Origin of the sequence: Sphaerochaeta pleomorpha str. Grapes (assembly GCF_000236685.1) — a bacterium.
Classification (GTDB): Bacteria; Spirochaetota; Spirochaetia; order Sphaerochaetales; family Sphaerochaetaceae; genus Sphaerochaeta; species Sphaerochaeta pleomorpha.
On the sequence record NC_016633.1, the window covers coordinates 1,408,603 to 1,435,433 of the forward strand.

Below are 26,831 nucleotides of genomic sequence, written 5' to 3' on the forward strand. Positions count from 1 at the left end.
AAAACACTACAAGCTTATAATCGCAGGGGCACAGTCATCTGGAAATCCAGGCACTATCGATTGGGAACTTGGTTTAAAAATTACGTATCCCCTTACAAAAAGCTATCGCCCGCTCTTGTGTATAAGCAGGCGATATGGTTGGAAGTGTTTGTCCTAGCGGCTATGACGCCCTTTGAGTACCTCGACTACTTCGCTGAATTTAACGTTCTTTTCGGCAAGCAGGACCAGGAAATGATACATCAGATCCGCTGCCTCCCCAAGGAAAAGCGGCTTATTGTCATCCTTGCTCTCAATTACCAGCTCTACGGCTTCTTCACCGACCTTCTGGGCAATCTTGTTCAGCCCGCGGCTGAACAGGTGGTTCGTATAGGAACCTTCCTGGGGATACTCTCTCCTGTCATTGATTACCTGCTCCAGATAGAACAAAAATTCACTGGAGGTAACCTCGGCAGGGTCATTCACTTCATTGAAGCAGGTATCACTGCCGGTGTGACATACAGGACCGGTAGGGATTGCTTTGATCAACAAGGTATCTTCGTCACAATCCTCGATAATTTCACGAACCTGCAGATAATTTCCGCTGGTTTCACCCTTTGTCCAAAGCTTCTGCCTGCTGCGAGACCAAAAGGTTACCAACCCGCGGTCTCGGGTAATCTGAAGCGATTCCTCGTTCATATAGCCTAGCATCAAAACCCTACGGGTAACTGCATCCTGGATAATAGCGGGGATCAACCCATCCTGTTTTGTAAAATCAAGTCCCATTTCTAAATCTCCTTACTGCAGGTTACGCATAGTTATACCATGTTGGGAAAGAAAAATCTTCAATTCCGGTATGTCTATTTCATGAAAATGGAAAATAGAGGCAGCAAGGGCTGCATCAGCCTTTCCGGTGGTAAACACATCGATGAAATCTTCCATCACCCCTGCCCCGCCACTGGCAATGACAGGGATACCGACACTTTGGGAAACCCTGCTTGTCAGATCGAGGGCAAAACCGCCCTTGGTGCCGTCATGTTCCATGGAAGTCAGAAGGATTTCCCCACACCCACGGCTATACACCTCCTGGGCCCAGGAAACCACTTCCCTCCCGGTCGGTATTCTCCCCCCATGTACATACACTTCCCAGCCTTCCTTTCCATCCTTATCGAATGCTGGGTTGCGTCTGGCATCGATGGCACAGACCACACATTGGGAACCATACTGGAGGGCCAAGCTATCGATTACCGAGGGTTTTGCAACTGCCTGGCTATTGATGGAAATCTTGTCGGCCCCACTGTCCAGAAGGATGCCTACATCTTCGATGGTACGAATGCCCCCACCAACGGTGAAAGGGATGCCGATATGGTCAGAGATTCGTCTGACCAGGGAACTGAAGGTTCCCCGGTTCTCTACCGTTGCGGTAATATCGAGAAAGGTCAACTCATCTGCCCCTGAGCGGCTATAGGCCTCGGCCAGCTCGACAGCATCGCCTGCATCCCTGAGGTTTACAAAGTTGACTCCTTTCACGGTCCGTCCGTCCCTGATATCGAGACACGGGATAATACGTTTAGCTAGCATCGCTTTCCTCCTTGAATGCACTCAACTGTCCAAGGGAAATATGACCCTCATAGAGAGCTTTTCCGATAATGGCCCCGTCGAGACCTATGGTTTTGAGAAGGCGTAAATCCTCGATCGAGGAGATCCCCCCAGAGGCTATGAGCCGAAGGTTCTCCCTGGTTTCCAACAAATTCCTGTACAAAGCAAAAGAAGGGCCACCAAGCATACCGTCACAGGCTATGTCAGTACAGATTACCCGTTCAAAGCCCTTTTGCAAAAACATATCGATAAACGGCCCGATCTTCCATTTTGAAGACTCGGTCCAACCGGTGGTGGCTATATTCCCATCTTTTGCATCGGCTCCGAGTATGAGCTTGTCTTTGCCAAATGTTTCCAACCACTGGAAAACCAACTCAGATTCCTTTGCTGCAATCGATCCACAGGTAACCATGGAGGCCCCGCTTTCGAATGCCATTTTCAGAGATTCTGTCGTTTTGATACCACCGCCAAAGTCAATAACCAGCTTGGTATGGTTGGCAATCCGCTCCAAGGTCTTGATATTGATGATTTCACCACCTTTGGCCCCTTCAAGGTCAACAAGGTGCAACCGATGCAAACCAAAGTCCTCAAACCGCTTGGCCATTTCCAAAGGGTCGGCGCCATACTCTTTCTTTGAGGCATAGTCGCCTTGGCTGAGTCTGACACAGGCACCCTTGATAATATCAATGGCAGGGATAAGATCCATCATAGGGCCTCCAGAAAATTCTTGAGAATCTGCTCGCCTACGCTACCGCTTTTTTCGGGGTGGAACTGGCACCCCCAGAAATTATCCCGGTGAAGGCTTGCAGAAAAGCATACCGATGCATATTCAGTGGAGGCAATCGTTTCCTCACAGAGCGGGACATAGTAGCTATGGACAAAATAGCACCAACGATTTTCACTTAATCCAGAAAACAGCGGATCATCCTTGGTCTCAATCGTATTCCAACCCATATGAGGGATTTTCTCCCCGGTATCTGGGGGAAATTTCAAAACAGGGACATCGAACATGCCCAAGCAGGTCGTATCATTTTCCTCACTGTGCGAGCACATGAGCTGCATGCCTAGACAGATTCCCAGAAAAGGTTGTTTCAGGGCAACAAGAACCTCATCCAGGTGAGTCTTCTTAAGGTATTCCATTGCGGTGGAAGCCTCTCCGACCCCGGGAAAAACAACCCGGTCTGCAGCGCAAAGCACTGCAGGGTCATCGCTTACAGTGGCTTCATACCCAAGCCGGTGAAGGGCACAGAGCACCGAACGAGTATTTCCTGCATTGTATTTTACGATTGTAATGTTCACAGGACCCCCTTTGTTGAAGGAAGACTGTCTGACCAGGGATACCGGTGCACTGCCTTCTTCATCGCCCGGGCGAAAGCCTTGAACAACGCCTCCACCTGATGATGGGTGTTCCCCTCAGATACCTTCATATTGAGGTTGCACTTACTCTCGTCACAAAACGATTTGAAAAAATGCTCGACCATCTCGGTCGGGAAGGTCCCCACATATTCACGCTTGAAAGAAACGTCCCAGACAAAATAGGGACGGCCTGAGAAATCGAGGGCGACCTGGGAAAGCACCTCATCCATGGGAAGTATTTCAAACCCATACCGGGAGATTCCCCGCTTGTCAGCCAACGCTTCCCTGACTGCCTGTCCCAAGGCCAGGCCAACATCCTCGACGGTGTGGTGTTCATCGACGATCAGGTCTCCATGGGCATGCAAGTGGATATCAAAACCGGTATGACGGACAATCTGGTCAAGCATATGGTCGAAGAACGCAATCCCTGTGGAAACCTGGCCCCTTCCTGTTCCATCGAGGTTTACCGAAAGCTCAATCGCTGTTTCTTTTGTCTTTCGCACAACCGTAGCAGTCCTGCTCATGAGTTTCTTATCCCCAAGCAAAAAACCTGCAACCGTTGGCCAGTCATCACTTATCAAAATGCAGCTTTCGCGAAGGTTCAGTTCCTTTGCCCTTCCTTCGTCCAATTCGGTCTCCCTCTCAGGATTTGCAAACCAGACTGCCTTGCAGCCAAGGTTATGGGCCAGTTCAACATCGGTTAGGCGATCACCGATCATCACCGAATGTTCTAGGTCATACTCTCCGCTCAGATACTCGCCCAACATTCCTATCTTGGGTTTTCTGCCCGGGCAGTTGTCTGAGGGAAGGGAGAGGTCGACATGGACGGCATCGAAGTCAATGCCCTCCCCCTGCAGGGTTTCCATGATACGCGCATGGGGAATGGAAAAAGCCTCTTGGGGAAAGGAGGGAGTCCCTACCCCGTCCTGGTTGCTTACCATTGCAAAATAAAAATCGGATTCTTTTCTCAAACGGGCAAGGGCATTGAAAACCCCAGGGATAAAAATGACCTTTTCCAAGCTATCAATCTGGTCTTCGATTACGATAATCCCATCCCGGTCAAGGAACAGGACAGGCTTATATTGCTTATTTTCCATTGGACACCCCTTTGAATTCTCTCATACAAGTAAGCAATGCATTGTTTTCTGCTTCGTTCCCTACTGTGATACGCAGGCAATTGGCACAATATTTCTCCTTGCTTCTGTTCCGTACAATGATACCGTTTTCGGCAAGATACCGGTAGAGAGCTGTGGCATCGCTTACCCTGACCAAGAGAAAATTCGAATCACTGGGAAAGATTTTCTCCACACAGGGAATTTGAAGCAACTCTTTTTCCATCATTTTTCGGGCAGCGAGAATAGAGGTCAACCCAGCTTTGACCGGAGATGCTTCTTTGAGGACCTCAAGGGCGATTTCCTGGGAAGGACCTGGGACATTGTACGGGTATTTCATACTTGCCATTACCGCACAGAGTTCTTCGCTTGCAATGCAAATGCCGACACGGGCATTAGCCAAGGCCCAACACTTGGAAAGCGTTCGCAGAACCACCAGATTGGGGAATTTCTCCTGCAACGTGAGGGCACTTGCATAGGGAGAGAAATCAAAATACGCTTCATCGACAATCGTAATACCATCGAAAAGTGAACAGACACGCTCAATCTGGTCAAGGGGAAAGGCATTGCCGCTGGGGTTGTTCGGGCTGCAGATAAAGAGCATTTTGCAACGGGAATCTGCCGTCCGCTCCAATTTTTCCTGCTTGAGATATTGTATAAGCGCATCAAAATCCAAAGCAAAGTCTTCAGTCAGGGAGATTTCCCTGACGGCAACATCATTGATATCGGCAAACACCCGGTAGGCCCCATAGGTGGGAGGCATGATGATTACCGAATCCTTACCAGGCCTGCAGAACATCCTGAAAAGGTTGTCGATTATCTCATCGCTTCCGTTCCCCACTACCGTATGGGAGAAAGGAAGACCAAGGACCTCGTCCAATGCAGTACGTAAAACCGTGCATAAAGGGTCGGGGTACCGGTTGCGGTTTTTGTCCCCGACATAGTCACGCCAGTTTTCATTTGCATCGAGATAGACGTCTGCCTTACCCTTGAAATCGTTTCTGGCACAACTGTAGGGTATGAGATTCGCAATATTATCACGCAGCAGTTCCTTCATGCTTTCCTCCGCAATCGTAGTGTAACGGCATTTTTATGCGCCGAAAGTAGTTCAGCCTCGGCCATGGTCTCTATGGTAGGCCCTAGGTTTTCCAAACCTTTTCTGGACAGGGTCTGAATGGTTAATTTCTTGATAAAGGAATCTACGCTCACCCCGCTGTAGCTATGTGCCCAGCCATTGGTGGGAAGCGTGTGATTCGTCCCGCTGGCGTAGTCCCCGGCGCTTTCGCACGACCAAGGGCCAAGAAACAGGGAACCTGCGTTGGTTACCAACTCTTCCAGTTCCTTTGGGTTCGTGGTGTTAATAATCAGGTGTTCCGGTGCATACCGGTTGACTACAGAGGCTACCGTTTCGAGTCTTTGGCAAACGATAGCATGGGAATGGGAAAGGGAGGGCAACAGGTATTCGTGCCTGTCCAAGGTAGCAAGTTGCGCAGACAAAGCTTCTTCGACCCGATCCAAAAAAGCATAGCCTTCTTCCTGATCAGCTTGGACTACCAACATCGCCTGGCTGTCTTTCCCGTGTTCCGCCTGGCTGAGCAGGTCACTTGCAACAAACGAAGGATCTGCATCGACGGTGGCAACCACCATTACCTCGCTTGGTCCGGCTGGCATGTCGATGGAACAACATTCGCTATTGACCTGAATCTTGGCTGCAGTGACAAACCGGTTCCCAGGGCCAAAGATTTTATCTACCTTGGGAATTGTTTCTGTTCCGTAAGCCATTGCTGCAATGGCCTGGGCACCCCCGACCTTAAACACGCTGTCTACGCCGCTCAACTTTGCAGCATAGAGGATTGCCGGGTGAATCGTCCCGTCTTTGCGCGGTGGAGTACACAGACTGATGTGCTTGCAACCGGCAACCTTGGCAGGGATTGCAAGCATCAGGACGGTAGAAAAAAGCGGGGCGGTCCCCCCCGGGATATAAAGGCCGACACTGTCGATCGGGACGATTTTACGTGAGAGAGAGACCCCTTCCATGACTTCAACCGTTTCGCCTACAGGCATCTGCAGCTGATGAAAGATATGGATATTTCTTTTTGCAACACCCAAAGCTTTTTGCAAAGACGGGGAAACAAGGGTTTGTGCATAGGCAAACTCTTCCTCAGAAACAGAAAGAGAGGCCAAATCAACCTTGTCAAAGGCTTTCTCTAAGGAAAAGAGTGCAGAATCGCCTTCTCGCTTTACCGAAGCAAGCACCTCGGAGACGATAGTCTCCACTTCCTTGTTGTCAGAACTATTGCGCATTAGCAGGGATGCGAGAATTCCCTCCGCTGGTTCAAAGTCTCGGCTCAAGTATGCCATGCTCTTCTTCTCCTATTCGGTCATTTTCTCGATCGGAGTAACCAGAATACCTTGTGCACCAAGGTCTTTCAACTGTTCAAAGACATCCCAGAACGTGTCTTCTGCAACGACGGTCTGTACCGATACCCACCCTTTTTCCATCAAACGGGTTACCGTTGGGCTTTTCATCCCACCGACAATCCTGGCAACCTGGTCAAGGTGTTCCTCGGGAAGGTTGAAGATTACATATTTATAGTTGTTGGCCCGCATCACTGCATCGATGCGAAGCATGAGCCGTTTCAAGATGGAACTCTTTTGGTCATCCCCCATTTCGTTACGCCCGATCATGACGGCTGTCGAGGTGTAGATGGTCTCCACTTCCCTCAGTCCATTCATGGCAAGGGTTGCCCCGGTGCTTACCAAATCACAGATTGCATCGGAAATACCGACAGCCGGGGTAACCTCAACTGAACCGGAAACCTGTACAAAGGAGGCAGTCACCTTGTTTTCTTTGAGAACTCCTGCAAGGATATGCGGATAACTGGTTGCTATGCGTTTTCCTTGCAGGCAGGAAAGGCCGGTGTAGGTAAAATCGTTGGGAACTGCGATGCTCAGACGGCATTTTGCAAACCCAAGGTCACGGATAATTGCGAGGTCGATGGCCTGTTCGTCGTATTCGTTTCTGCCGACTATGCCGATATCGGCAACCCCGTCACGTACATAGGTTGGGATATCATCGTCACGTACATAAAGAAACTCTATGGGAAAGTTTGAGGCCTGTTCTTTGAGAACCCGAGAGTCCGAACCAAACTTAATCCCACAGTTTTTGATAATCTCGAGGGATTTCTCGCTGAGTCTTCCACTTTTCTGGACGGCGATCCGCAACATTTTTTCCATGACGTTCTCCTTTAAATACGAAAAAACCCCCGCGACATGCGGAGGTCTGTATATATATGTTACAGTCCACACCTGTCTACGGTTGGTTATACAATACGTGATGGTGGAGGCTGTAATGGTTCTTGTTCATATGCTGACCTTACTATTTGAGAGAAAGTTATGTCAATACCAAATGGAAATACTATTTACAGAAACTTGCTATAAATTTACTATTGCACCATATGGAAACAAATACCAAGGCTACGATAACGTTGGAAGTCGATATAAACACCCTTAGGAAGGCCGAGAAAATTCTCGCCAGTCTTCCCTGTTCACTGGACTATGCCTGCAATTTGTTTCTGCAGCAGGTTGTAAAAGAGGGAATGCTTCCCTTTGCCCAGGAATCGGAAGAAACCAAGAAAAGCCAAAAGGAAGAAATCCTCAATCTTGTCTATGGGGAAGTGAGTTACCTGGATACTACCGAGGACCAGGGCTTGTTCGACCTAGGTCCCGAAACCTCTTTCTGAAACAGTTTGACCTCTCTTTAGAGCGCATGGTACTATTTGGCATACAGTTTTCTGATTCTTTGAAAGCATAATTGCTTAAGGTAACACCCGCTGATGAAATTATTTGTTTTCATACTGAACAACGAAGAATACCTCGAAGAAGTGATGGAGGCCTATATTGAGGCCGGAATCGATGGGGCCACCATCCTTGATTCCGAAGGCATGGGCCGGTTCCTTACCTATGAAGTGCCTTTGTTTGCGAGCTTCAAGGATTTCATGAAAGGAAACAAACCCTATAACAAGACAATTATCTCTGTGGTTCGCAATGAAGAATCCATAGCCAAAGTAAAAACCTTGATCGAAGGTATCGTGGGTTCGCTGGAAAAGGCTGGGACAGGCATCATGTTTACCGTACCGGTAGACTGGGCTACTGGGTTGATCGGGGAAAAGGAAGAGGAGTAGACATGGCCGGGATTTGTGATTTATTGGACAAACAATGCATCCTTCTTGATATGGATTGCCAGGATCTTCAGCAAATACTGAAATCTTTGCTCACCACCATCTCCGAGGCACATCCGCAGCAGGCCCCTGCCCCTATGATGGAAAAAGTCCTTACAAACCCAGGTTTCTCGACGGTTTGCATGGGATTTGGCTGTGCTATTTCCCATGCCAGGTGTACTGAAATGAAAAAGACCTTCATCGCCGTAGCAAGGCTTTCCCCTCCCCTTGACCTTGGTGCCGACGACAAACTTCCCGTAGCCCTCTTCTTCTTGCTCGTAGGGCCACAGTCGAGTCCCCTGTTCCACATCAAGATTCTTTCCCGTATTGCAAGGCTCCTCCATGCATCCGAATTCAGAAAAGGCCTCTTACAGGCAAAGACAAGCGAGGACTTTCACCAACTGATTTGTAATAAGGAGCAGTAATGAAGGCAGAACGAAAATGGGTTCTCTTGCGGTTATGCTTCACCACCCTCTTCCTGTTTGCAGTCTGGCTTCTCTTTACCGCCGGAATCGGCTGGTTCTCCCTTGTCTCGGGGTTCTTGGGCTCTTTGATGATAGCAGCCCTTACCTATGGCATTTTCATCCCCTATCATCAGGCAAACATCCATTTCTTTCTCCCCAATCCCTTTGCCCTGGTTGCCTATTTGTTTGTATTGGTATTTCTGATATACCAATCGAGTTTCAAGATGCTCATCGCTGTCATTACAGGGAAAACCAACCCAAGAATCGTTCATTTCAGGACCCATCTCCGTAGCGATCTCTCGAGAATGACTCTGGCAAATTCAATAACCCTTACCCCGGGGACCATCACCCTCGACCTCAATGATGACCATCTTACGATTCACTGGTTGTTCAGTACAACAACCCATGCAAAGGCAGCGGGAGAGTCAGTAAAAGGCAGGATTGAGCGAATTATCGCCAAGGTATGGTTATGAAGTACCTTATGCTGGAAATCATGCAGTACTTGCTTGTAGTATGTGCAGCCCTCTGCATTCTCAAGCTCCTCCTTGGTCCAACGACAGCCCACCGCCTCGTTGCCTTGAACATACTGTCTGCCGTTGCCTTGGCTTTCCTCGTGATCCGGGCGGTGGAAAAAGGAAGGGTTCTCTACCTCGATGTAGCCCTGGTCTATGATATCTTCGGATTCCTTGGTTTTCTCGCTATCACCAGGTTTCTGAAAAACAAGGAAAGGGAAGAAGAGCCGAAAGGGGGTCCACAGTGAACTGGCAGGAAATTGTCGCTCTGGTTTTCTTTTCCCTTGCTGCAATCTTTGCCGTTGGCGGCTTGATAGGTTTGTTTCGCTTTAGCGACCCGTTTTCGGCAATGCAGGCTAGTTCCCTGCTTGGAACCACTACCGTTTTTTCCCTATTCATAGGTTGCTTGTTTTTGGTCGACTCCTTTGCCATGGCCGCACGTATTGTCATTATCATAGCCTTCTTTTTGATCTCAGGACCAACGGGGAGCTCCATCGTAGCCCGTTTCATCTGGGATTATTTCCAGCCGGAAGCAAAAAAGAGTCTAAAATCCAGAACAGGGGAGAAGGAAGAAAGCCTATGACCTCCATACTCCTGCTCTTGATCCTTGCCCTTGCCATTTTCTCCATTTCGTCACGAGACCTGCTCCATGGGGTGTTTGCCCTATCTGCAATCAGCATTGTCTCAGCCCTGTTGTTCATCCTTGCCAAAGCCCCTGATGTAGCCATTACCGAAGCGGCAGTAGGAGCCGGGGTTTCCACCGTAATATTCGTCTGGGCTCTCCGCAATACCCAGCGAAAGGACAAGGGTGATACATGAAAGCAACTAGATTCTGGAGAAACCTACAACTGGGATTCACCTTGCTCACTGTTTCTTTCTTGCTCTACCCTGTCATAGCCTTTGCCTTCCCACCCCAGAGTCTCGCAAGGGATTACCTGCAATCCAATGCAGTGGAAGAAACTGGGGCTAAGAACCTGGTAAGTTCCATTTACCTCGGCTATAGGGCTTTCGACACCTTGGGGGAAACCATCGTTTTGTTGGTTTCCGTAATAGGAACGCTCACCCTCCTTTCCCAAGGGATGAAGAGAGGGGAAGAGAGGGAGTCGAAGGACGAGCAGGTTTCGTTTGCCCTCGCTTTGGAAAAAAGGAAAACCCATGCTTTGCGTACCAATCTGATGGAAGCGGTTTCAGGCAAACTCGGCCCAATTGTTCTGCTTTTCGGGTTCTATGTCATGCTCTATGGCCACATATCACCAGGAGGAGGATTCCAAGGTGGGGTGATCATCGCTTCAGCCATGATCTTCCTGGCTTTGGGAAACCAGACGGAACATCAGATGAAACTCAATGACCCTGCAGTTTTGGTCAGGATTGAAGCAGCTTCCTTTCTTATTCTTGTATCTGTTTCTGCGGGAAGCCTTTTCATAGGACCCCTTCCAGGGGAAACAATGAAAGCATCCATCATTTTTCTGAATATACTCATTGGACTGAAAGTCGGAACAAGTATCGCAATGATGTGCATTGCGATGATGGGGATAAACCACCATGATTGACCTACTGCTTATAATCTTGCTCTTTCTTGTTGGTTTCTGGGCGATAGTCGCCAAGAAACACATCATCAAAAAAATATTTGGCCTCTCGCTGGTCAGCAGTGCGGTCGTTCTGCTTTTTGTCTTGGAAGGGAGCCGTATCGGAGAGGAAGTTCCCATCCTCGAGGACGGCATCGCTTTGGTAGTCGACCCCATCCCCCAAGCCTTGATGCTTACCGCAATCGTAATCGGGGTCTGTATGACAGCCCTTGCACTTGCCTTGGCATTCAAACTCTACCAGGCCACCGGGACCTTCGCAGTCGACGAGATACGAGAGAGGCTCTACCATGAATCTTGAGCAATGGGCGTTTGCCCCGGTAGGCCTTCCGTTGCTGGGAGCAGCTTTTGCGCTCTGTGGGAAAGCATTTTTCAAAGGGAGAAAAGCCACTGCCGCACAGTATCTTGGCTCAGCTATAGGGTTATTCCTTCCCCTACTAGCCTTGGCTGTCCTTTGGGATCCTGTTTTCCAAGGAACGGCAATAGAGGGTACGGTAGGTTCCTGGAAGGCAGGGATCGCAATCAGATACCGCTTTGACAGTTTATCCTGGCTGCTGGATTTGCTAAGTTTTACAGTAGGGATCGCTGCCTGGGTCTACCAAAGGGGTGCAGATTCAAAAAATGGTTCCTTTACCACGATTCTGCTCATCCAGCTAGCCTCGCTTGCGGCAACGATGATGACCTATGATATATTCAATCTGTTTGTGTGCCTTGAGATTCTGGGAGTTACTTCCTATGTCCTGATTGCCAGTTCCCCAAAAGATGGTGCAGCCTTCGCCTCTTTCTCCTATCTGATGGTAAGTGCGACAGCTATGGTTTTCTTCCTTTTGGGCACCTTCGGTCTATATCGGCTTAGCGGAAACCTTTCCTATGAGGGAATAGCTCAAAATCTTGGGGTTTTAAGCCCAAGTGGGGAGCTAACCTATCTGGTTTCGTTAATATGCATCATACTTGCCATTGCTATCAGAGTAGCCATCATGCCACTCTCCCTGTGGCTGGCCGATGCCCATTCCATGGCCCCCCATGCGGTATCGGCAATGCTCTCGGGAGTATTGCTCAAAGTACCCCTCTTTGCACTCACCCGCATATTGATTCTCTTCCCCAAAGGGGGGGACGCTGCATTGCTGCTTGCCTATGCGGGGTCCATCTCGGCTCTTTTAGGTGTTATCGCCGCCCTCTCACAAAAAGACGCCAAGCGTCTGCTCGCCTATCATTCGATCAGCCAGATAGGCTATGTGGTCAGTGCCTGGGGCATGGCCATCTCGGTTGGATTGGAAAAACCGGAGGGGAAAGTCCTCATGGCAGGAGCCCTTATGTATGCACTCTACCATGGCATATTCAAGGCACTGCTCTTTTTGAGTGTAGGCACAACCATCGACTATGCGAAGGAGAGAAACGTCTACAAGATCCGCAATGCAAGCAGGATACTACAGGCAAGCGGAGAAAAATTTCCTTTGACGATGCTTTGTTTCTTTGTAGGGGTTTTCTCGATTACAGCCATTGTGCCATTCAATGGGTATTATAGCAAAACCCTTGTAACCTATTCTTTGAAAGGAAGCTTTTCCTATTATCTGTTGACCGCTGCCGGGGTAGGGACTGTTGCCTCTTTTATCAAGCTCTCCAGGATTTTCTGGCCAGTCAGGAAAAAGGATGCTGTCCTTGCACAGAAGAAAATCCAGCAAGGGGATATCAAATTTCCCAAAACCCTGCAACTCTCCCTTCTGTTTTTAGCTCTGCTATGCATTGCAGGGGGCCTCTTTGCCCCCTCGATCTATGGTTTTTTGCTCCAACTGCTGAAAGCAAAACCAAAAGCCTTCGCTTTCTATACAGAGGCAAATCTACTGAAAATGCTCTCTACTAGTATCGGGGGGCTTTTGCTGTTTTTGCTTATATCCACAAAGGCAGGTTCCAATCTTTTGTCTGGAATTCGCAACCTACCCCATACTTTCACGGACCATTTCTTTGCTTTTGCTGTTGCAGCTGCAACCCTTGGCTCGTGGCTATATTTTGTATGACGGAAAACCAAACGAAATGACAACTTACCATCCCTTAGGTTTTCTGGTCTCTTCAGCTATTGCAGTTTCAATTAGTCCCCTGTTTTACGTTAGACTGAAGCCTGTTTTCAGTATGCCGTGCTGGGCAGTCCAAGAAAAAAGGCAAAGCATCTGAGTATTGATAACTTATGACAAGATATCCTTTTATTGACATACTATAAACTTAGCCCCATGATAGGTGTAATAGTCTTCCCCCTTACGATTCACTTGTGAAGGAGCTTAGAAAATGCGATACAAAAAGCTAGGACGAAAGCACGCAAATCTGTTCCTGATACTGGCATTATGCCTGGTTATTCCTGAATCTCTCTATGCCTTCAAGGCTGGAGCCCATGCGGTTATGTCAAATGAGACTGCCTACGCACTCCCCCCCCAGAGTGTTATACGGGGTGCCCTGTTGCAGTATCCAGAGATTGCGGCATGGGGATCAACCGGCCCTGACCTTCCGGCCAATTCTCAAGGCATACTGATTGATGATGCACCATGGTTCGAAGCGTACCACTATGAGAAAGTCGGGACGTTCACAGCTGAACTTCTACGGCTCGCTTTGCGATCAAATGACCCAAAGAACATTGCCTGGGCGGCAGGATGGGTCACCCATGTGGTCGGAGACCTCTACTGCCATGGAGTCTTTGTAAACCCGGACCCTGAAGTAGATGGGGTGTACCTTGCAAATCCCGATACCAAGGAAATGCATGGACTCCTTGAGGCTTGGGCAGACAAATTGCTGTTTTCAGACAAAAGCAATCCAAAGCGCTCTTATACAGCCCAGAATATGCAAGCCACTTTCAGGTCATTCGAAAGCCTGGATGTACGAAATCTGATGGCAAACGCCACCCAGAATGTCTATGGGAAAAGTCCTTCGCCTGACGAGTACAAGGAATGGATGGATTTCTTTAAAAATGTCTATATTGATACAGGGGTGGCAGGCGGAACCAACTGGGTGTATGACAATACCTATGGGGAAGTTACGGAACAACTGAGAGAGGGAGTCCTTCGCTACGGACCCTTTGCCGGAATGACCAGGGCAGAGAGACTTGATCTTGCCTATCAACAGGCAAAACAGTTGTGCGTTACTCTTCTAAGCGATGCCGAAAGGAATGTTTTCCAGGGTTTTTCCGATGCCTGGAACCTGGATGCTTACCATCTTGACCATCGTTCGATAGGAACGCTTACCGTAAGCATCAGGACTGCCGATGTCTTTCAGGCAGGAACCGATGATGATGTGTTTTTTGGATTGATCAGGGACGATGGAGAGGAGTGGAAATCACCTGTTCTCGATAAAGGTAGCGGCCTTTTAGGGCTCGGAAGTGCAATTTGCAACGATTTCGAGAGAGGAAGCAACGAAACCTATTATCTTTTTGTTGACCGAGGTGATTTTCCTCCTAGTAGGATTTCCCAGGTTTTTCTGGAAAAATCTGACGACTTTCTGGGAGGTGGATGGAAAATAGGTAGCCTTACAGTGACCATCAACGGAATTCCCTATTTTGACGGTACTGTTAATACCTGGCTGCAAGATGATCATCTGAAGTGGACCGGCGCAGTGCAATCTGTACCACCTCAACATATCCCGGTCAATCTTAGGGTGAACGCTGATGCAGTCCAGGACCGAGTCGAAATCCAGGCAGTGAACCTTTCGGCAAAAACCCCTTATACAGGACCTGCTACAATACATTTGCAGCATAGCGATGGACAGGTTGAGAATTATCCCATCACCATTGGAATTAATGGAACATACAGCAGATCCCTCACGCTCAGACCCGATGACCTTATCCAAGTAAATGTCTATCAACCTTTAGATAACAACCCCCAGATTATATATAGGGGAAACACTTCCCTGAAGAATCCTTCTGTTTCCTATGAAGCCATTGATTTCAACGCCGATGTATTCAATGATCTGGTCAGCGGCACAATAGGTGGGGATTATTCTGGCCCTGTCAGGATAACCGTAACAGATGACGAAGGTGCCATGGACGATAGGGAATTTAGTATTACTGCAACCAGAGGATACTTTTCACAGATGATTCCTCTGATTGGGACAAACAGGGTATCGGTAAAAGTGCAATTCGAGGGAGTTGCACTTCCCCGGGGAGGATTATTCAAGATTCCAAATCTTGATGCCTTAGAACTCGAATGTGAAACGACAGGTCCCTCAGCTTTGAAGGGAACAGTTTCCAATAGAGCAAAGGGAGCTACAATCCCCTATACCGGAGATGTGATGCTTGAACCCTTGCACGGGAATAATCTGGCAGCGTTGACCCAGGCAGTTGCATACTCCAACCGTAGCCAGCTACCCAAAAAATCGAAACGAGAGGTTGGCAACGATACCAATATCGGGAGATTCGAATTCTCAAATATCTCCCTTGTCCTGAGCCTAGGCTACAAAATCGGCATTGAACACGATGGTGTCGTAAAATACCTCTGTTTCGACCCTCTCGAAGAAATGACAGAGACTGCACAAAGACCGGTACAGAGTGATTTTGTCTCGGCTGTGAATTCAAAAATAGACAAAGTGGTGAATCCTGTCCAAGGTGCAGTATTGACTCAGGCAAATTCCATGAACACTTCTATGGGTGAGGCAAGTACTGCCAATGTGGCTTTTATACAGATGCTACCGGCTACCACGCAAGTTGATACAGTTTGGAACGGTGTATGGGAAACCAATCTAGGGAGTATGATACTTTCGCAATCAAATAACAGGGTCACTGGGTTTTTCGGAGACGAGGAATATCAACTGAACGGCCAAGTTTCAGCGGATAGTCTGGAAGGTGTGTTTACATTGGATGGACTCCTCGGAGAATTCAAGTTCACTCTTTATGACGGAGGTTGCGCCTTCGATGGGGTTTCACGCTTCAAAGGAGAAGACAGCTGGGAACAATGGAATGGAAGGCTGGTAGCCCCCTTGGATAATGACGAGATTGCTCCTGGCGAAAATACTCTCGAAGGGGTATGGTTCAGCGAATATGGGGCAATTGTCCTGGATGCTACAGATTTGGGATATACCGGTGTATACGGAGAGGGCGAAAACACACTGGAGGGGATTTACTCCAAAGGAATGTTTAAAGGCAGCTTACAGGAACAAGGCAGGTCTGGTGATTTTCAGTTCACCGTATCATCTGATGAAAAACTTTTCAAAGGTAAATTCAGATATACAGGAGAGGAAGAATGGCAAACCTGGGACGGATGGAAGAAAAAATAAAGCAAATCAGGAATTGATAACAAACCAGAAATCAGAGGGGGGCAACCCCTCTGATTATGTTCCCTAGAAGCGGAATGTAACGTTGACGCCAACATCCAGGTGATCCAGCAAAAGATCCCCGGTAAAATTCTTGATGAAGTCGACCGGATCAGAAGTCCAAACATTTCCCTCTGCACCTACCGATAGCCACTTGAGGATTTTAAAATTGATACCAGAGCGTACATTCAAACGGAAGGCAGGAGCCATTGAGGTGATTGTCCCTGCATCCAGGATGATGCCATAGGAGGTACCGATTCCCAGATACGGTTCTACCGGCCCAAGGATGGCACGGACCACAGGGGAGAGGGTGGCTATCAAACGGAAGTACTGGGTATCGAAATCGAACGACCGGGCTTGGATATCAGTTACCAGCCCAAACCAAGGGCGAATGTTGAACTGCATCCTGACTCCAGGCATATAATTAGAAAATTCGCCCGACGAGATATCCCTATAGGGAACCATAGTGACAATCCCGAGGTCAAAGATACTTGATTCATTCCTTGAAGGTTGCATACCATAGGTCAAGGTATCTGTGGCCATTATCAGGGAAGTACCGGCGAGCAATAAAACCAGAACCAGGACAATACGTTTCATGTACATATAGGTTCTCCTTTTTTCTTACAGGATTGCATCAGATCATTCATACCAAATCCTGCACCTACATATAATAGATGAGCTTTCCGCCGAATGCAACAGAGAAGGTGTTCCTGCAAAGGATACTGATAAAACCAAGGGCATCGCAAAGAGTTCCCCCAGTCAAAGGACTACGGGGAATTCCAAAAAAAATACAGGAGCCGGCCTTAAACCGATTCCTGTATTTTTTTCATACGACAGCAGAACCTTCGTTCTGTTGCTAGTTTCAGAGATATTTGTGCATCTTGGCCAAGGCTTGCTCTACGTGGCCTTTTTCAACTCCGCTGAGCAAATCAAAAGGCTTTCTGCATGGACCAACGTCGATTCCCTGCAATGTCATGCAATACTTTGCCGAGGGGAAAATCCCGGTACGGACCAACGATTCGATAAAAGCGTTAAGGTCATGCTGGATTGCCTGGGCTTCTGCCATGTCACCCTTAAGGAAAGCCTCCCGGATAAGGCCAAACACTTTCGGGCAGATATTGACTGTAGTACCGATGGTTGCCGTGGCACCTGCGGCCATGCTGTACAACCAGATTTCATCAAATCCGTTGAAAATTGTCTTTTCTGGGAATGCCTGCGAAATGCGTTCCAGCTCATAGAGATTCATGGAGGTATGTTTGATTCCCACAATCTTCTCATTGGCCAGCAAGGTATTGTCCTTTGAAAATGAAATACCGGTAAACTGCGGAATGTTGTAGACGATGACCCCTAGGTCGATTGCGTTGACTACGTCCTCATAATACCCGGCCACTTCCTTCTGGCTGTAGTGATAATAAATGGGGGGAATCAACGAGACCGCGGCTGCCCCACACTTCTGGGCATGCTGGGAGAGGGCAATTGCCTCTTTCGTACCCAATGATCCTGTATGGACGATCAAGGGAACAGTGCCCCCGATTTCGCTTGCAACGGTTTCCACGATTGCCACGCGCTCACTCTGGTCGAGCAGCAGGCCCTCGCCTGAGGAACCACAACAATAAAACCCTTCCACACCCTGATTCATTTCAAATCGAACCAGCTGCTTCAATTTCAAAAGGTCGAGTTCCCCTTTGTCGGTAAAGGGGGTGAACAGGGCGGAATACACCCCGTTCTCCCTAAAGGGTTTTTCTACCATGCTGTCCATCCCCCGTCCACAACAAGGTTTGATCCTGTCATGTACTTTGAGGCATCTGAAGCAAGGAAAATCATGGAACCATTGTACTCATCGGCCTGGGCCATGCGCCCAATGGGCATTCTTGCACAGTAATTCTTCTGGAAGGTCTCGTCCTGGGTTTCACGCCATACGCCGGATGGGGTGAAGGTGTTGACCCTGATACCGGCCTTGCCCCAGTAGGTGGCACAGTAACGGGTAAGGTTGTAGATTCCCGATTTTGCCGCACAGTAGGCAACCGGCTTGATAAAGGCTACGCCGGTCTGTTCTTTCTTGTAGGCATAGATGTCCTGCACAGGGCTCACCATTCCGTAGATTGAACCGATATTGATGATAGAACCACCCTTGTTGGCCTCTACCATCATGGCACCCACACTCTGGGTCATCAAAAAGGTTCCGATAAGGTTGGTATCTACGACTTCACGGAATACTTCCTCGGGAAAAAGCTCAAAGGGACCGGAAACTTCCGGGGGTGCACTCGGCTGCGTGTCGATCCCGGCATTATTTATAAGTACATCTGGCGCACCCCAGAGTTTCGCGATTGATTGCAAGGCTTCATTGATAGAAGCCTTCTTGGTAATATTGACAGAGAAAAGGGCAATGGTATCACTCGATACCAATTCCTTGCCCAAGGCCTTTTCGGCTTTTTCCTGGGTGGCAGACCTGGAAAGGACCGCGACTTTCGAGCCCCTGCTATGGAACTCCTTTACAAACTCAGCCCCTATCTGGCCCAAGCCTCCGGTGATGACAACTACCTTGCCAGAAACATCAAATAACGTATCTTTCATGAGTAACCCCTTGCAACTAGTATTTATAGAGAACAGGAACGAAACTTACCGTACTCGAGTCCTTACGTAAACAAATCAAGCACCCAACAGTTTACCAGGCAACCAGGTTACCAGCGATGGGATGAACGTACACATCATAAGAACGACCAACAAAGGGCCAATGAACGGGAGAATGGATTTGTACATACGGTTCAATTCAATTTTGGCAACATCGGAAATGATAAAGAGACAGACCCCAAACGGAGGGGTAACCTGGCCGATCATCAGGTTGAGGACCATAACCACACCGAACTGGACAAGATCAATTCCAAGGCTATGTACGATGGGAAGTAAAACAGGAATCATGAGGGTAAGGATTGCACCCGGTTCCATGAACATTCCCAAGATCAGCAGGATGATGTTGATCACCAGCAGGATGAGATTCGGGTTATCGCTTATCCCCAGGATGAAATTGGCAATTTCTGTTGAAATGCCTTCTTTCACCATTACATAGGAGAACAGCAGGGAGGTGCCGATGATGAACAAGGTGTTAGCCGATGTAAGTGCAGACTCCAGCAAGCATTTCTTGAAGGTTTTCCAATCCATGGTGTGGTAAACCGCAATGGCAATCAGCAAGGCGTACGCAACGGCAACGCTGGAGGCTTCTGTAGGGGTAAACCAGCCAGCGGTGAATCCGCTGAGGATAATCAAAGGGGTAATGATTGAGAGAATCGATGCAATGAACTGTTTCCCCAGCTCCTTGAGGCTGAACGGAAACCTGGGATACCCTCGCTTGATAGCAAAGAAAAAGACCATGACCATCAGGGCCACACTCATTAGCAACCCAGGTATAACTCCACCGATAAACAGTTCGGAAACGCTCACACTGGCAACCGACCCATAAATAATGAGCGGGATACTGGGAGGAAAGATTGGACCGATGACCGAGGAGGCTGCGGTAACGGCAGCAGAAAAATCTTCATCATAGCCGTTGGTGGTCATAGCTTCCATCTCAATGGTACCCAATCCGCCGGCATCGGCTGCGGCACTGCCGCTCATGCCTGCAAAGATCAAGCTGGCAACGACATTGGCATGACCAAGGCCTCCGGGAATCCATCCGACCAACCGTTTGGCAAAATCGAATATTTTTTCTGTTATTTTACCCGCATTCATCAAATTCCCGGCAAGGATGAATAAGGGAATGGCGATAAGGAGAAAAGAGTCGATACCGGAAACCATTTTCTGTCCGATAACCATCAAAGGATACCCCAAGCGGATACAGCCGAGGATGGCACTGGCCCCGATAGAAATGCTGATAGGCACGCCTACCAACAGCATGACGACAAAGGCTACAAAAAATAAAATCATTTGGCCACCTCAAGTACAGGTTGTTCGGGATTTCTGAGGGTACGAATCTTTTCGATAATTTCATACACAGATTTGATACAGAGGAATCCTCCGGCTATTGCCAGTGGCAGATATTGCCATACTTTGGCAAAATGAGGCATGGAGGAAAAGTACTCGGTGCTCACATATGGATAGAGCCCTACAAAGGAGGCTACCATGATTACCCCGAGACACAAGGCAATGACCTTGTGGAGAAACCAGAAAATGGTCGTCACCGGTTCTTTGGTCCGGACATAGATCATATCCAGCGAAATCAACCGATTCTGGTCATACAATACGATTATGCCGAGAAAGGCCATCCACAGGAACATAAAGCCTGCAAGCTCGGTCATGCCACGAAATGACTTGTCCAGGAAATTCCTGAGAAACAATTCGTTTAGCATTAACAAAACAATGCCCGCAACGAGGCACATCAGCGAGACTGATACGGCTTTGACAAAACCGTCCAGTATTTTTTTTACGACTTTCATGTGAATGGTCCTTTTCAATGGATTGAAAAAAAAGAAAAACCCTAGGGAGGCGGAGTGATTGCTCACCCCGCCCTTTCGGATTATTTTGCAAGAATAGCATCAATGATTGACTGATTATACCAGCTTTCCTGAGCATATTGCTTATAGTAGGCACTTCCACCCAATTTGTCTTTGAAACTCTGGATATCGACATTAGCGTCAAACTGTACTCCAGCTGCCTTCAAGGTTGCTTCAGCAGTCTCGTTATCAGTCTGAATGGTATCGAAGGAGTATTTGGCAGCAGCAATTGCCTGATCCTTAAGGATTTTCTGCTGGTCGGCAGTCAAACCCTTCCAGGATTTTGCATTCATGGCCATCGTACAACCCATCCACATATAGTTTGTATAGCTGTAGTATTTGATGTCGTCATACGTAGCGTTTGCTACGAGGTGATAAGTTGCATTGTCCTGGGCTTCTGCAGTGCCATTGGAAAGGGCAATAGCCAATTCGTTCAAGGCAAGGGCGACAGGGGTGGCACCAAGAGCACTCCAGACATCGAGGTACATCTTGCTGGTTGGGACACGGATCTTCAAGCCTTTGACGTCAGCAACAGAATGGACGGGCTTTTTGGTGGTTGCAATATGACGCATACCATTGTCGCCTTCCGAGAGATACACAAGACCTACAGATGCCATGTCAGCAAAAATCTGTTCGCCGATTTCGCTATTGACAATTTCATAAGCCTGGTTTGCATTCTTGAACAAGAACGGCAAATCAAGGATCTTTGCCTTGTCATAGAAACTGGTAAAACCTGAAGTACCTGCAAAGATTACGTCGATGGTTCCCATACGGGTCGACTGCAAAGCCTCTGCATCGTTCCCAAGTTCGCCAGAATGGTGAGCTTCAAGGAGAATCTGTCCATTGGAAGCTTTTTCGACCAATTCTTTGTACTTGAGGATTGTCTTGGTAGGAACTGAGTTCGCGTTACCAGGAGAATATACTGTCAATGTTATTGGTTTTACACTTTCTGCTACAGATGCTGTTTCTGTTTTACCCTGTGCAAATACCATGGTTGTGCAAACAACAAGCACAGCCAATACCGATAGAATCTTTTTCATGACTAACCTCCATAATTGTATGATGCCAGATTGTCTGACAACCTAGATCAATATAGTTGAGAATATCATAGATTTTTCTCTTGTCAACCGAATTCTTTGGTAAAATTCGAGTTTGACGCTAAGAAGTATTCGTGTTAGTCTGTCATCGGACAAAAATATGAAAGAAATAAAAAGAGTATCGGTAACAACACAAGTCGTTGATTCAATCAGGGAATCGATTATCAATGGACAATTCAAAATCCATGAAAAACTTCCCTCTGAACTGAAACTCTGTGAACTGCTCAATGTTAGTCGCTCGACCGTTCGGGAAGCAATGAGATCCCTGCAAGCCGAAGGATATATCGAACAGATTGCAGGCAGGGGTTCTTTTGTCAGGGACAACCAGAAACACGATTATAACACCATCCGTAACTGGTTCATCGAATCCGCCCCGAACCTCAGGGACTCCACGGAAGTCCGCGAGGCCTTCGAGCCCTTACAGGCAAGAATGGCAATCCAGCGGGGCACTGTGGAAGAACTGGAAGAACTCAAACGTATCCATCGTGAATTCATACGGGCAAACAAAGAGAACAATGTCTCCGCACTTGCCTCCTTGGACGAACAATTCCATACACAGATCTGCATCATGGCACACAACGCCCTGTTAGAGAAAATAAACATGCTCTCCATAATGGAACTGAGAAAATACAGGCTCCTGTCCATCTCGGTAAAAAAGAGCTCGGAGAATACCATTATCGAGCATGGCCTTATCCTCAAGGCGATAGAGGAAAAAGATACCAACCGGGTGACAACCGCTATGCTTGCCCATCTGGGGAGTTCCATGGCCGACATCAATAAGGTGCTGATCGGACAGAGCTGAGGGTTCAAAAAGTCATTGTGGCCTGTTTGACGTTTTAAGTACAAAGAGCTAGAGAGCCTTTTCCCATACGGATAAGGCCTTTTTTAAAATAACCGAAATTGCTCGGAGTAAACGAAAACGCAAACTATTATTCTTATCCTATCTGGCATTGCCTGCCTTGAAGATATCTGGCAGCAGTGCGGTGCCCTCAGTCTCCCACTAACAGATAGGGGCAACGGTAGGTGATAGCCTATTGTTACAACAAGAAAAACCTCCAAAATTACTTCTCCTTACTGTTTTGCCTGACTACAAGGTGATTTTTACATTTCTAACACCTGCAAATAGTACTATTATTTTTTATTTTTCATAGCAAGTTGATTAGACTTCTGTACTGATAGGTTCTATCCTTATCTGGTTATTTTCTATATCTACATAAGGAGAAGGTTTGGTATGAAAAAGAAAATCGCACTCGTTATGATCGTGGTGATGATGGTATTATTCTTCACAGGATGTGAACAGCAGATACCTATAACGGAAATACTCTCTACCGTCAAAGGGTATAGCGAAGAAATCCTCGCAATGGTTGCAAGCGAAGTAGAAACTTCCCTACCCGACTCATTCACTGATGATACCTTGATTGCCATTGATACGGGTATTTCCTGCAGAGTGTCCAACACGTACACTAATGAGCTTATTTTGGATATTACCCTGAATAATTGGGTCGCCAGCGACGGGACGGTAATAAGTGGATCCATCGAAATGGATTTGGTATATGACGCTGATAGTACTTATATATATAGTATCCAGTCCATAGTACTTATGAACTACGACCTTACCTCAGTGTATTTTGGCGAAGAAGTTTTTGACAACACCCCTGAAACTGCAGCATTTACCTTTGATAATGCCACCTTCCAATGCCTAGCTCTCTCAGTCGATGGAAAACCCCTTATCTCAAATCAATTGTGGCTTTCACTCCTTACCAGGAAATAAGTTCCATTCATTTTTCCATTATATACAAAAGCTGCGGTTTCCCGCAGCTTTTGTTATAGGTACGATACTTGCTTCGAAACGATCAGAAACCAAAGTTCTCTACTCGCCGAGAATCACATCAATGTCTATCTCACAGGCAACGGTAGGCATACTGCAACCCCAGCTTTCCAAAACCGCTGGATGGATTTCCCCGAAAACACCGACCTTTTTCCCATCGACCAGGATAACGGCACAGCGTCCTTCGATGAAACGGGTATCACCTTCCAAGACAGCAAGGGTGTACTCTTTATTGATAAAGTACATGATGGTGTTCACATAGGAGGCAACTTCATTGAATCCCATGACGCTGTTCGAGGCAAGGAAACCAAGGTAATTGCGTGTAGTCGTTCCGCTGTTTTCTTCCGGGCACAGGAAAGCGACTTTCCCGATCTCGAAGATATTATGCGGGAACGGGGCATGACCGCTTACACTCTCGCTTTCAAGCAGGGAGGGGATGACTGAAGGGCGTACAACCTCAAAGTTCTCACTCATGGGGTTGGAAATATAAATATAGTCCTTCCCATCCACATGCATGTTCTCAACATATTCCTTTCTTGACCCAAGATAGTTATATACCATCTCCTGATACCCGAGGCCTACCATGATGTCCTTGAGCTTGCGGCTGAATTCCTCGACTGCGGAAATACGACCAAGGGTAAAATCGTTAGGCATCTCAGGCTTGAAGTTGCCCAAGCCATAACCGATCATCACATCCTCGACCAAGTCTGCGGGATGCAAGAAATCATTGCGGTACTCAGGGACGTTGGCATATAGCACATCATCACTGCAGATGGCATAGATGCCCATCTTCTTTAAGGAAGCAACTGCCTGCTCACCGGTCATATGATCCCCCAGTGTCTTGTGCACCTGCGCAAGGGCACAGGAAACAGGTTCTTGGAAATAGTAGGGAACCGTAAGCTCGGTGCCGAATTCAGTCTCTTCAGGGAAGATTACTTTCACCGGCAAAATCTCAAACCCGAGGTCTGCCATATCGCAAGCCATTATCGAGGAGGCAAGCAGAAGATCCTTGAGATTAGGTCCGGAGAACTCTACAAAGAGCCCTTCGTCACCGACTTGCACAGAACCGATACGGTTGCTGTTGATAACCGGTGGGAAGGAAAGGGCATCGCCGTTGTCATCATGCAGGTAGGGGAACACTTTCTTATCAGACACAATGTACCCATAGTCCTTCCCCTTCGGGTGATCGCTGCACATCTGCCTGAGTGTCATGTTCTCTGTCATCCCAAGCGGTACAAAACTCGTTGTATCGGGATCTGCACCTTCATAATGCACAGGGTATTTGATGAGGTCTGAGCGATAGATTCCCATGGCAATCGTCTTTCGCTTACGACCGAAATTCTGACAGAGTTTCTCCTGGCTCTGGATAAGGGCAACCAAGTCCTCATCACTCACCACATGGCCCTTGACAGCAAACCCGATCGAATACGGACGAACCTCTGCAACGGATGTATCCACGATAAGGCAACGTCCCTCATTGTCGAAGGTCTCGTCCTTAGTGGAGAAAAAGTCATAGACAGTATCTTCAGCTCCCCAATAGGACCTCAGTTGTCGGGCGATACCCGCTGCAGACCAGAGGTCAGGCCTATTGGTGTCATTCAGTTCAATCTTGATGATATCACCTTCGTGGCCATCCAGCTCAGCTTTGGCAACGGGGAAAATATCTTCCATCTCGCTATCGGTAAGCGTTCTTCCCAGCAAACTGTAAAACAGTTTACCTGAGGTTTCAATCTTTGGCATTAGTTTCCCCTCCTTGTGCGAACCGACTCAATATTGGGAGTAAACAATTCACGCAGATCATTGAGCCCGAGATGCATCAAAGCCATCCTGTCAATCCCCAGTCCCCAGGCCAGAACCGGCACATCGATGCCGAGGGGCTTGGTGACCTCAGGCCGGAAAATACCGGCTCCGCCAAGTTCAAACCAACCTAGCACAGGGTGCTTGATATGGACTTCGATAGAAGGCTCGGTGAAGGTGAAATAGCCAGGAACGTACTTTACTTCCTCGGCTCCCGCAATCTCCTCGGCAAACATCTTCAAAAGGCCAAGCAAGGTTTTCAAATTGACATCATTGCCCAATACGATACCTTCGGTCTGGTAGAAGTCGGCACCATGGGTGGCATCTACCTGGTCATACCGGAAACACCGGGCAACGCCGAAATATTTTCCGGGAATCTTTGCCTTGGTCATCTGGTGTGCAGACAAAACCGTCCCCTGGCTCCGAAGGACCTGGCGGCGTGTAAATTCATGGTCAAAGGAATATCCCCAGCCACGGCTACCGGTTTTCCAACCATTCTCGTGGGTCTGGGCAACCTGGCTGAGCCAAGGTTCCTCGATCTCTTTGCAATGTACGGGGTCTTTTACGTAATAGACATCGTGGATATCCCTTGCACTATGAAACTGGGGCATGAAAAGGGCATCGCCATTCCAGAATTCATTTTCTACAAGCGGTCCGTCAAACTCTTCGAACCCAAGGGCTGCAAGTTTGTCTTTGACCCACTGTAGATAATTCCCGTAGGGATTGTGCCTGCCAGGAATAAGGCGGGAAGTGGGGGCATTCAACCCGTAAGGCCGGAAAGTCCCTGTTTTCCAACTTCCGCTTGCAAGCATCTCAGAAGTCACGGAGCCGAATTCGTCTCCGGTAATGTTTGCAGCGATCACTGCCTTTTTGGCAGCATCGCCAGACTCTGTCAGTGCATACACAAGGTCTTCGCGCTCGATAACCTTGAAGGGAGACCCAGCGGCCCCACGCTTTTTGGCAATCTTGGACATAACCGTCTTTTCCAGCGGAGAAAGGGTGCTCTCTTCGATTTCACCGTCAAGGCCCTTCTGTAAAAGGGTCGCAACACAAAGCACTTCCTCGGGCAACTCGTCTTTCTTGGTCTCTGCCTTGTTTTCGCTATTCAAAGCAGTCACCCCAGATTTGGAAAGCTGGCCAAAGGCCGAACCAACTTCGCTTTTCTCAAGGGAAAGGGCCTCTGCAAGCTCAGGAAGGGTGTGAGCCCCGTTGCTTTGGAGGAATGTAAATATGCGCTGGGCAGGGGTTCCCTTCTGCTGCTGCTCTCTTCCGAGATCTGTCAGTTCATAGAGAACACGGTTTGTGCGGCTCTTTTCGACCAGGTATCCCTTTGCGCACAACCAACTAAAGGCTTGGTTGCACTGCCCCACTTTATAGTCCAACTCCCCGATGATGCACTCGGCGGTAATACTTTCCCCGATAGCGACATGCCTGAGCAGACGGACTTCCAGCGGATGCAAGTTCTTTACATCGATATCCATTCTGTTTTACTCCTGTAAGTCAGCGCCGCGGAA

Annotated in this window: 29 protein-coding genes; 13 read left to right on the plus strand and 16 right to left on the minus strand. The window is 48.0% G+C overall.

Features of this window, described 5'->3' with window-relative positions:
• Positions 1–153 precede the first annotated feature (153 nt).
• Genes hisIE through hisG form a run of 8 tightly spaced genes read right to left on the minus strand, consistent with a single transcriptional unit; the run spans position 154 to position 7,280 of the window.
• Entirely contained in the window at positions 154–762 is a 609-nt protein-coding gene (hisIE, locus tag SPIGRAPES_RS06440) for a bifunctional phosphoribosyl-AMP cyclohydrolase/phosphoribosyl-ATP diphosphatase HisIE (RefSeq protein ID WP_014269959.1), read from the minus strand.
• A 12-nt stretch (positions 763–774) separates the two neighbouring features.
• Entirely contained in the window at positions 775–1,557 is a 783-nt protein-coding gene (gene hisF, locus SPIGRAPES_RS06445; RefSeq protein WP_014269960.1) for an imidazole glycerol phosphate synthase subunit HisF, read from the minus strand.
• Positions 1,547–2,284: a 1-(5-phosphoribosyl)-5-[(5-phosphoribosylamino)methylideneamino]imidazole-4-carboxamide isomerase gene (gene hisA, locus SPIGRAPES_RS06450; RefSeq protein WP_041384498.1), complete on the minus strand. Its 738-nt coding sequence runs from the start codon at positions 2,282–2,284 to the stop codon at positions 1,547–1,549. Before hisA ends, hisF begins: the two co-directional genes overlap by 11 nt.
• On the minus strand, positions 2,281–2,874 hold the full coding sequence (gene hisH / locus SPIGRAPES_RS06455) for an imidazole glycerol phosphate synthase subunit HisH (RefSeq protein ID WP_014269962.1): 594 nt from the start codon (positions 2,872–2,874) through the stop codon (positions 2,281–2,283). The genes hisA and hisH overlap by 4 nt, the downstream gene beginning before the upstream one ends.
• The gene (gene hisB, locus SPIGRAPES_RS06460) at positions 2,871–4,028 is read right to left on the minus strand and encodes a bifunctional histidinol-phosphatase/imidazoleglycerol-phosphate dehydratase HisB (RefSeq protein WP_014269963.1); all 1,158 of its coding nucleotides are present in this window, start codon (positions 4,026–4,028) and stop codon (positions 2,871–2,873) included. Before hisB ends, hisH begins: the two co-directional genes overlap by 4 nt.
• Positions 4,018–5,100, minus strand: coding sequence for a histidinol-phosphate transaminase (gene hisC / locus SPIGRAPES_RS06465; protein ID WP_014269964.1), 1,083 nt, complete (start codon positions 5,098–5,100; stop codon positions 4,018–4,020). Before hisC ends, hisB begins: the two co-directional genes overlap by 11 nt.
• A complete protein-coding gene (gene hisD / locus SPIGRAPES_RS06470) occupies positions 5,097–6,404 on the minus strand; it encodes a histidinol dehydrogenase (protein WP_014269965.1) in 1,308 nt (435 codons plus the stop codon). Before hisD ends, hisC begins: the two co-directional genes overlap by 4 nt.
• Before the next feature lie 12 nt (positions 6,405–6,416).
• Positions 6,417–7,280 carry an ATP phosphoribosyltransferase gene (gene hisG / locus SPIGRAPES_RS06475; protein WP_014269966.1) on the minus strand — a complete coding sequence of 288 codons (864 nt, stop codon included), beginning with the start codon at positions 7,278–7,280 and terminating at the stop codon, positions 6,417–6,419.
• Between the two features lie 221 nt (positions 7,281–7,501).
• Between hisG and SPIGRAPES_RS06480 the strand changes: the two genes are divergently transcribed.
• The 11 genes from SPIGRAPES_RS06480 to SPIGRAPES_RS06530 all read left to right on the plus strand — a co-directional run bounded on the left by SPIGRAPES_RS06480 (position 7,502) and on the right by SPIGRAPES_RS06530 (position 16,072).
• Positions 7,502–7,786, plus strand: a complete 285-nt coding sequence (locus SPIGRAPES_RS06480) for a type II toxin-antitoxin system RelB/DinJ family antitoxin (protein WP_014269967.1) — start codon at positions 7,502–7,504, stop codon at positions 7,784–7,786.
• Between the two features lie 93 nt (positions 7,787–7,879).
• A complete protein-coding gene (locus SPIGRAPES_RS06485; RefSeq protein WP_014269968.1) occupies positions 7,880–8,227 on the plus strand; it encodes a P-II family nitrogen regulator in 348 nt (115 codons plus the stop codon).
• Between the two features lie 2 nt (positions 8,228–8,229).
• Positions 8,230–8,688 (plus strand): PTS sugar transporter subunit IIA, encoded by a 459-nt coding sequence (locus SPIGRAPES_RS16500; RefSeq protein WP_014269969.1) that lies wholly within the window; start codon positions 8,230–8,232, stop codon positions 8,686–8,688.
• Entirely contained in the window at positions 8,688–9,200 is a 513-nt protein-coding gene (locus SPIGRAPES_RS06495) for a Na+/H+ antiporter subunit E (protein ID WP_014269970.1), read from the plus strand. Before SPIGRAPES_RS16500 ends, SPIGRAPES_RS06495 begins: the two co-directional genes overlap by 1 nt.
• Positions 9,197–9,487: an MrpF/PhaF family protein gene (locus SPIGRAPES_RS06500; RefSeq protein ID WP_014269971.1), complete on the plus strand. Its 291-nt coding sequence runs from the start codon at positions 9,197–9,199 to the stop codon at positions 9,485–9,487. Before SPIGRAPES_RS06495 ends, SPIGRAPES_RS06500 begins: the two co-directional genes overlap by 4 nt.
• On the plus strand, positions 9,484–9,822 hold the full coding sequence (locus SPIGRAPES_RS06505; protein ID WP_014269972.1) for a cation:proton antiporter: 339 nt from the start codon (positions 9,484–9,486) through the stop codon (positions 9,820–9,822). Before SPIGRAPES_RS06500 ends, SPIGRAPES_RS06505 begins: the two co-directional genes overlap by 4 nt.
• A complete protein-coding gene (locus tag SPIGRAPES_RS06510) occupies positions 9,819–10,058 on the plus strand; it encodes a Na(+)/H(+) antiporter subunit B (RefSeq protein WP_014269973.1) in 240 nt (79 codons plus the stop codon). The genes SPIGRAPES_RS06505 and SPIGRAPES_RS06510 overlap by 4 nt, the downstream gene beginning before the upstream one ends.
• A complete protein-coding gene (mbhE, locus tag SPIGRAPES_RS16505; protein WP_014269974.1) occupies positions 10,055–10,789 on the plus strand; it encodes a hydrogen gas-evolving membrane-bound hydrogenase subunit E in 735 nt (244 codons plus the stop codon). The genes SPIGRAPES_RS06510 and mbhE overlap by 4 nt, the downstream gene beginning before the upstream one ends.
• The gene (locus SPIGRAPES_RS06520) at positions 10,782–11,123 is read left to right on the plus strand and encodes a Na+/H+ antiporter subunit C (RefSeq protein WP_014269975.1); all 342 of its coding nucleotides are present in this window, start codon (positions 10,782–10,784) and stop codon (positions 11,121–11,123) included. The genes mbhE and SPIGRAPES_RS06520 overlap by 8 nt, the downstream gene beginning before the upstream one ends.
• Entirely contained in the window at positions 11,113–12,837 is a 1,725-nt protein-coding gene (locus tag SPIGRAPES_RS06525; protein ID WP_014269976.1) for a complex I subunit 5 family protein, read from the plus strand. The genes SPIGRAPES_RS06520 and SPIGRAPES_RS06525 overlap by 11 nt, the downstream gene beginning before the upstream one ends.
• 265 nt (positions 12,838–13,102) lie before the next feature.
• Positions 13,103–16,072, plus strand: coding sequence for a zinc dependent phospholipase C family protein (locus tag SPIGRAPES_RS06530; RefSeq protein ID WP_014269977.1), 2,970 nt, complete (start codon positions 13,103–13,105; stop codon positions 16,070–16,072).
• 63 nt (positions 16,073–16,135) lie between these two features.
• On the opposite strand, the gene SPIGRAPES_RS06535 is transcribed toward SPIGRAPES_RS06530, so the two are convergent.
• From SPIGRAPES_RS06535 to SPIGRAPES_RS06560, 6 genes are all read right to left on the minus strand, one after another.
• Positions 16,136–16,705 (minus strand): hypothetical protein, encoded by a 570-nt coding sequence (locus SPIGRAPES_RS06535; protein WP_155816671.1) that lies wholly within the window; start codon positions 16,703–16,705, stop codon positions 16,136–16,138.
• A gap of 265 nt (positions 16,706–16,970) precedes the next feature.
• Positions 16,971–17,858, minus strand: coding sequence for a dihydrodipicolinate synthase family protein (locus SPIGRAPES_RS06540; protein WP_014269979.1), 888 nt, complete (start codon positions 17,856–17,858; stop codon positions 16,971–16,973).
• Positions 17,852–18,682, minus strand: a complete 831-nt coding sequence (locus tag SPIGRAPES_RS06545) for an SDR family oxidoreductase (protein WP_014269980.1) — start codon at positions 18,680–18,682, stop codon at positions 17,852–17,854. The genes SPIGRAPES_RS06540 and SPIGRAPES_RS06545 overlap by 7 nt, the downstream gene beginning before the upstream one ends.
• 75 nt (positions 18,683–18,757) lie before the next feature.
• A complete protein-coding gene (locus SPIGRAPES_RS06550) occupies positions 18,758–20,029 on the minus strand; it encodes a TRAP transporter large permease (protein ID WP_014269981.1) in 1,272 nt (423 codons plus the stop codon).
• Complete coding sequence (locus SPIGRAPES_RS06555) at positions 20,026–20,538, minus strand: TRAP transporter small permease (protein WP_014269982.1); 513 nt, start codon at positions 20,536–20,538, stop codon at positions 20,026–20,028. The genes SPIGRAPES_RS06550 and SPIGRAPES_RS06555 overlap by 4 nt, the downstream gene beginning before the upstream one ends.
• An 80-nt stretch (positions 20,539–20,618) precedes the next feature.
• Positions 20,619–21,635: a TRAP transporter substrate-binding protein gene (locus SPIGRAPES_RS06560; RefSeq protein ID WP_014269983.1), complete on the minus strand. Its 1,017-nt coding sequence runs from the start codon at positions 21,633–21,635 to the stop codon at positions 20,619–20,621.
• 157 nt (positions 21,636–21,792) lie between these two features.
• Between SPIGRAPES_RS06560 and SPIGRAPES_RS06565 the strand changes: the two genes are divergently transcribed.
• Positions 21,793–22,494 carry a FadR/GntR family transcriptional regulator gene (locus SPIGRAPES_RS06565; protein WP_014269984.1) on the plus strand — a complete coding sequence of 234 codons (702 nt, stop codon included), beginning with the start codon at positions 21,793–21,795 and terminating at the stop codon, positions 22,492–22,494.
• A gap of 429 nt (positions 22,495–22,923) precedes the next feature.
• Positions 22,924–23,463 carry a hypothetical protein gene (locus SPIGRAPES_RS06570; protein WP_014269985.1) on the plus strand — a complete coding sequence of 180 codons (540 nt, stop codon included), beginning with the start codon at positions 22,924–22,926 and terminating at the stop codon, positions 23,461–23,463.
• A 99-nt stretch (positions 23,464–23,562) separates the two neighbouring features.
• Here the strand turns inward: SPIGRAPES_RS06570 and pheT are convergent, their stop codons facing one another.
• Together pheT and pheS are read right to left on the minus strand one after the other, a co-directional pair.
• Positions 23,563–25,260, minus strand: coding sequence for a phenylalanine--tRNA ligase subunit beta (gene pheT, locus SPIGRAPES_RS06575; RefSeq protein WP_014269986.1), 1,698 nt, complete (start codon positions 25,258–25,260; stop codon positions 23,563–23,565).
• On the minus strand, positions 25,260–26,798 hold the full coding sequence (pheS, locus tag SPIGRAPES_RS06580; protein ID WP_014269987.1) for a phenylalanine--tRNA ligase subunit alpha: 1,539 nt from the start codon (positions 26,796–26,798) through the stop codon (positions 25,260–25,262). Before pheS ends, pheT begins: the two co-directional genes overlap by 1 nt.
• Between the last annotated feature and the right edge of the window lie 33 nt (positions 26,799–26,831).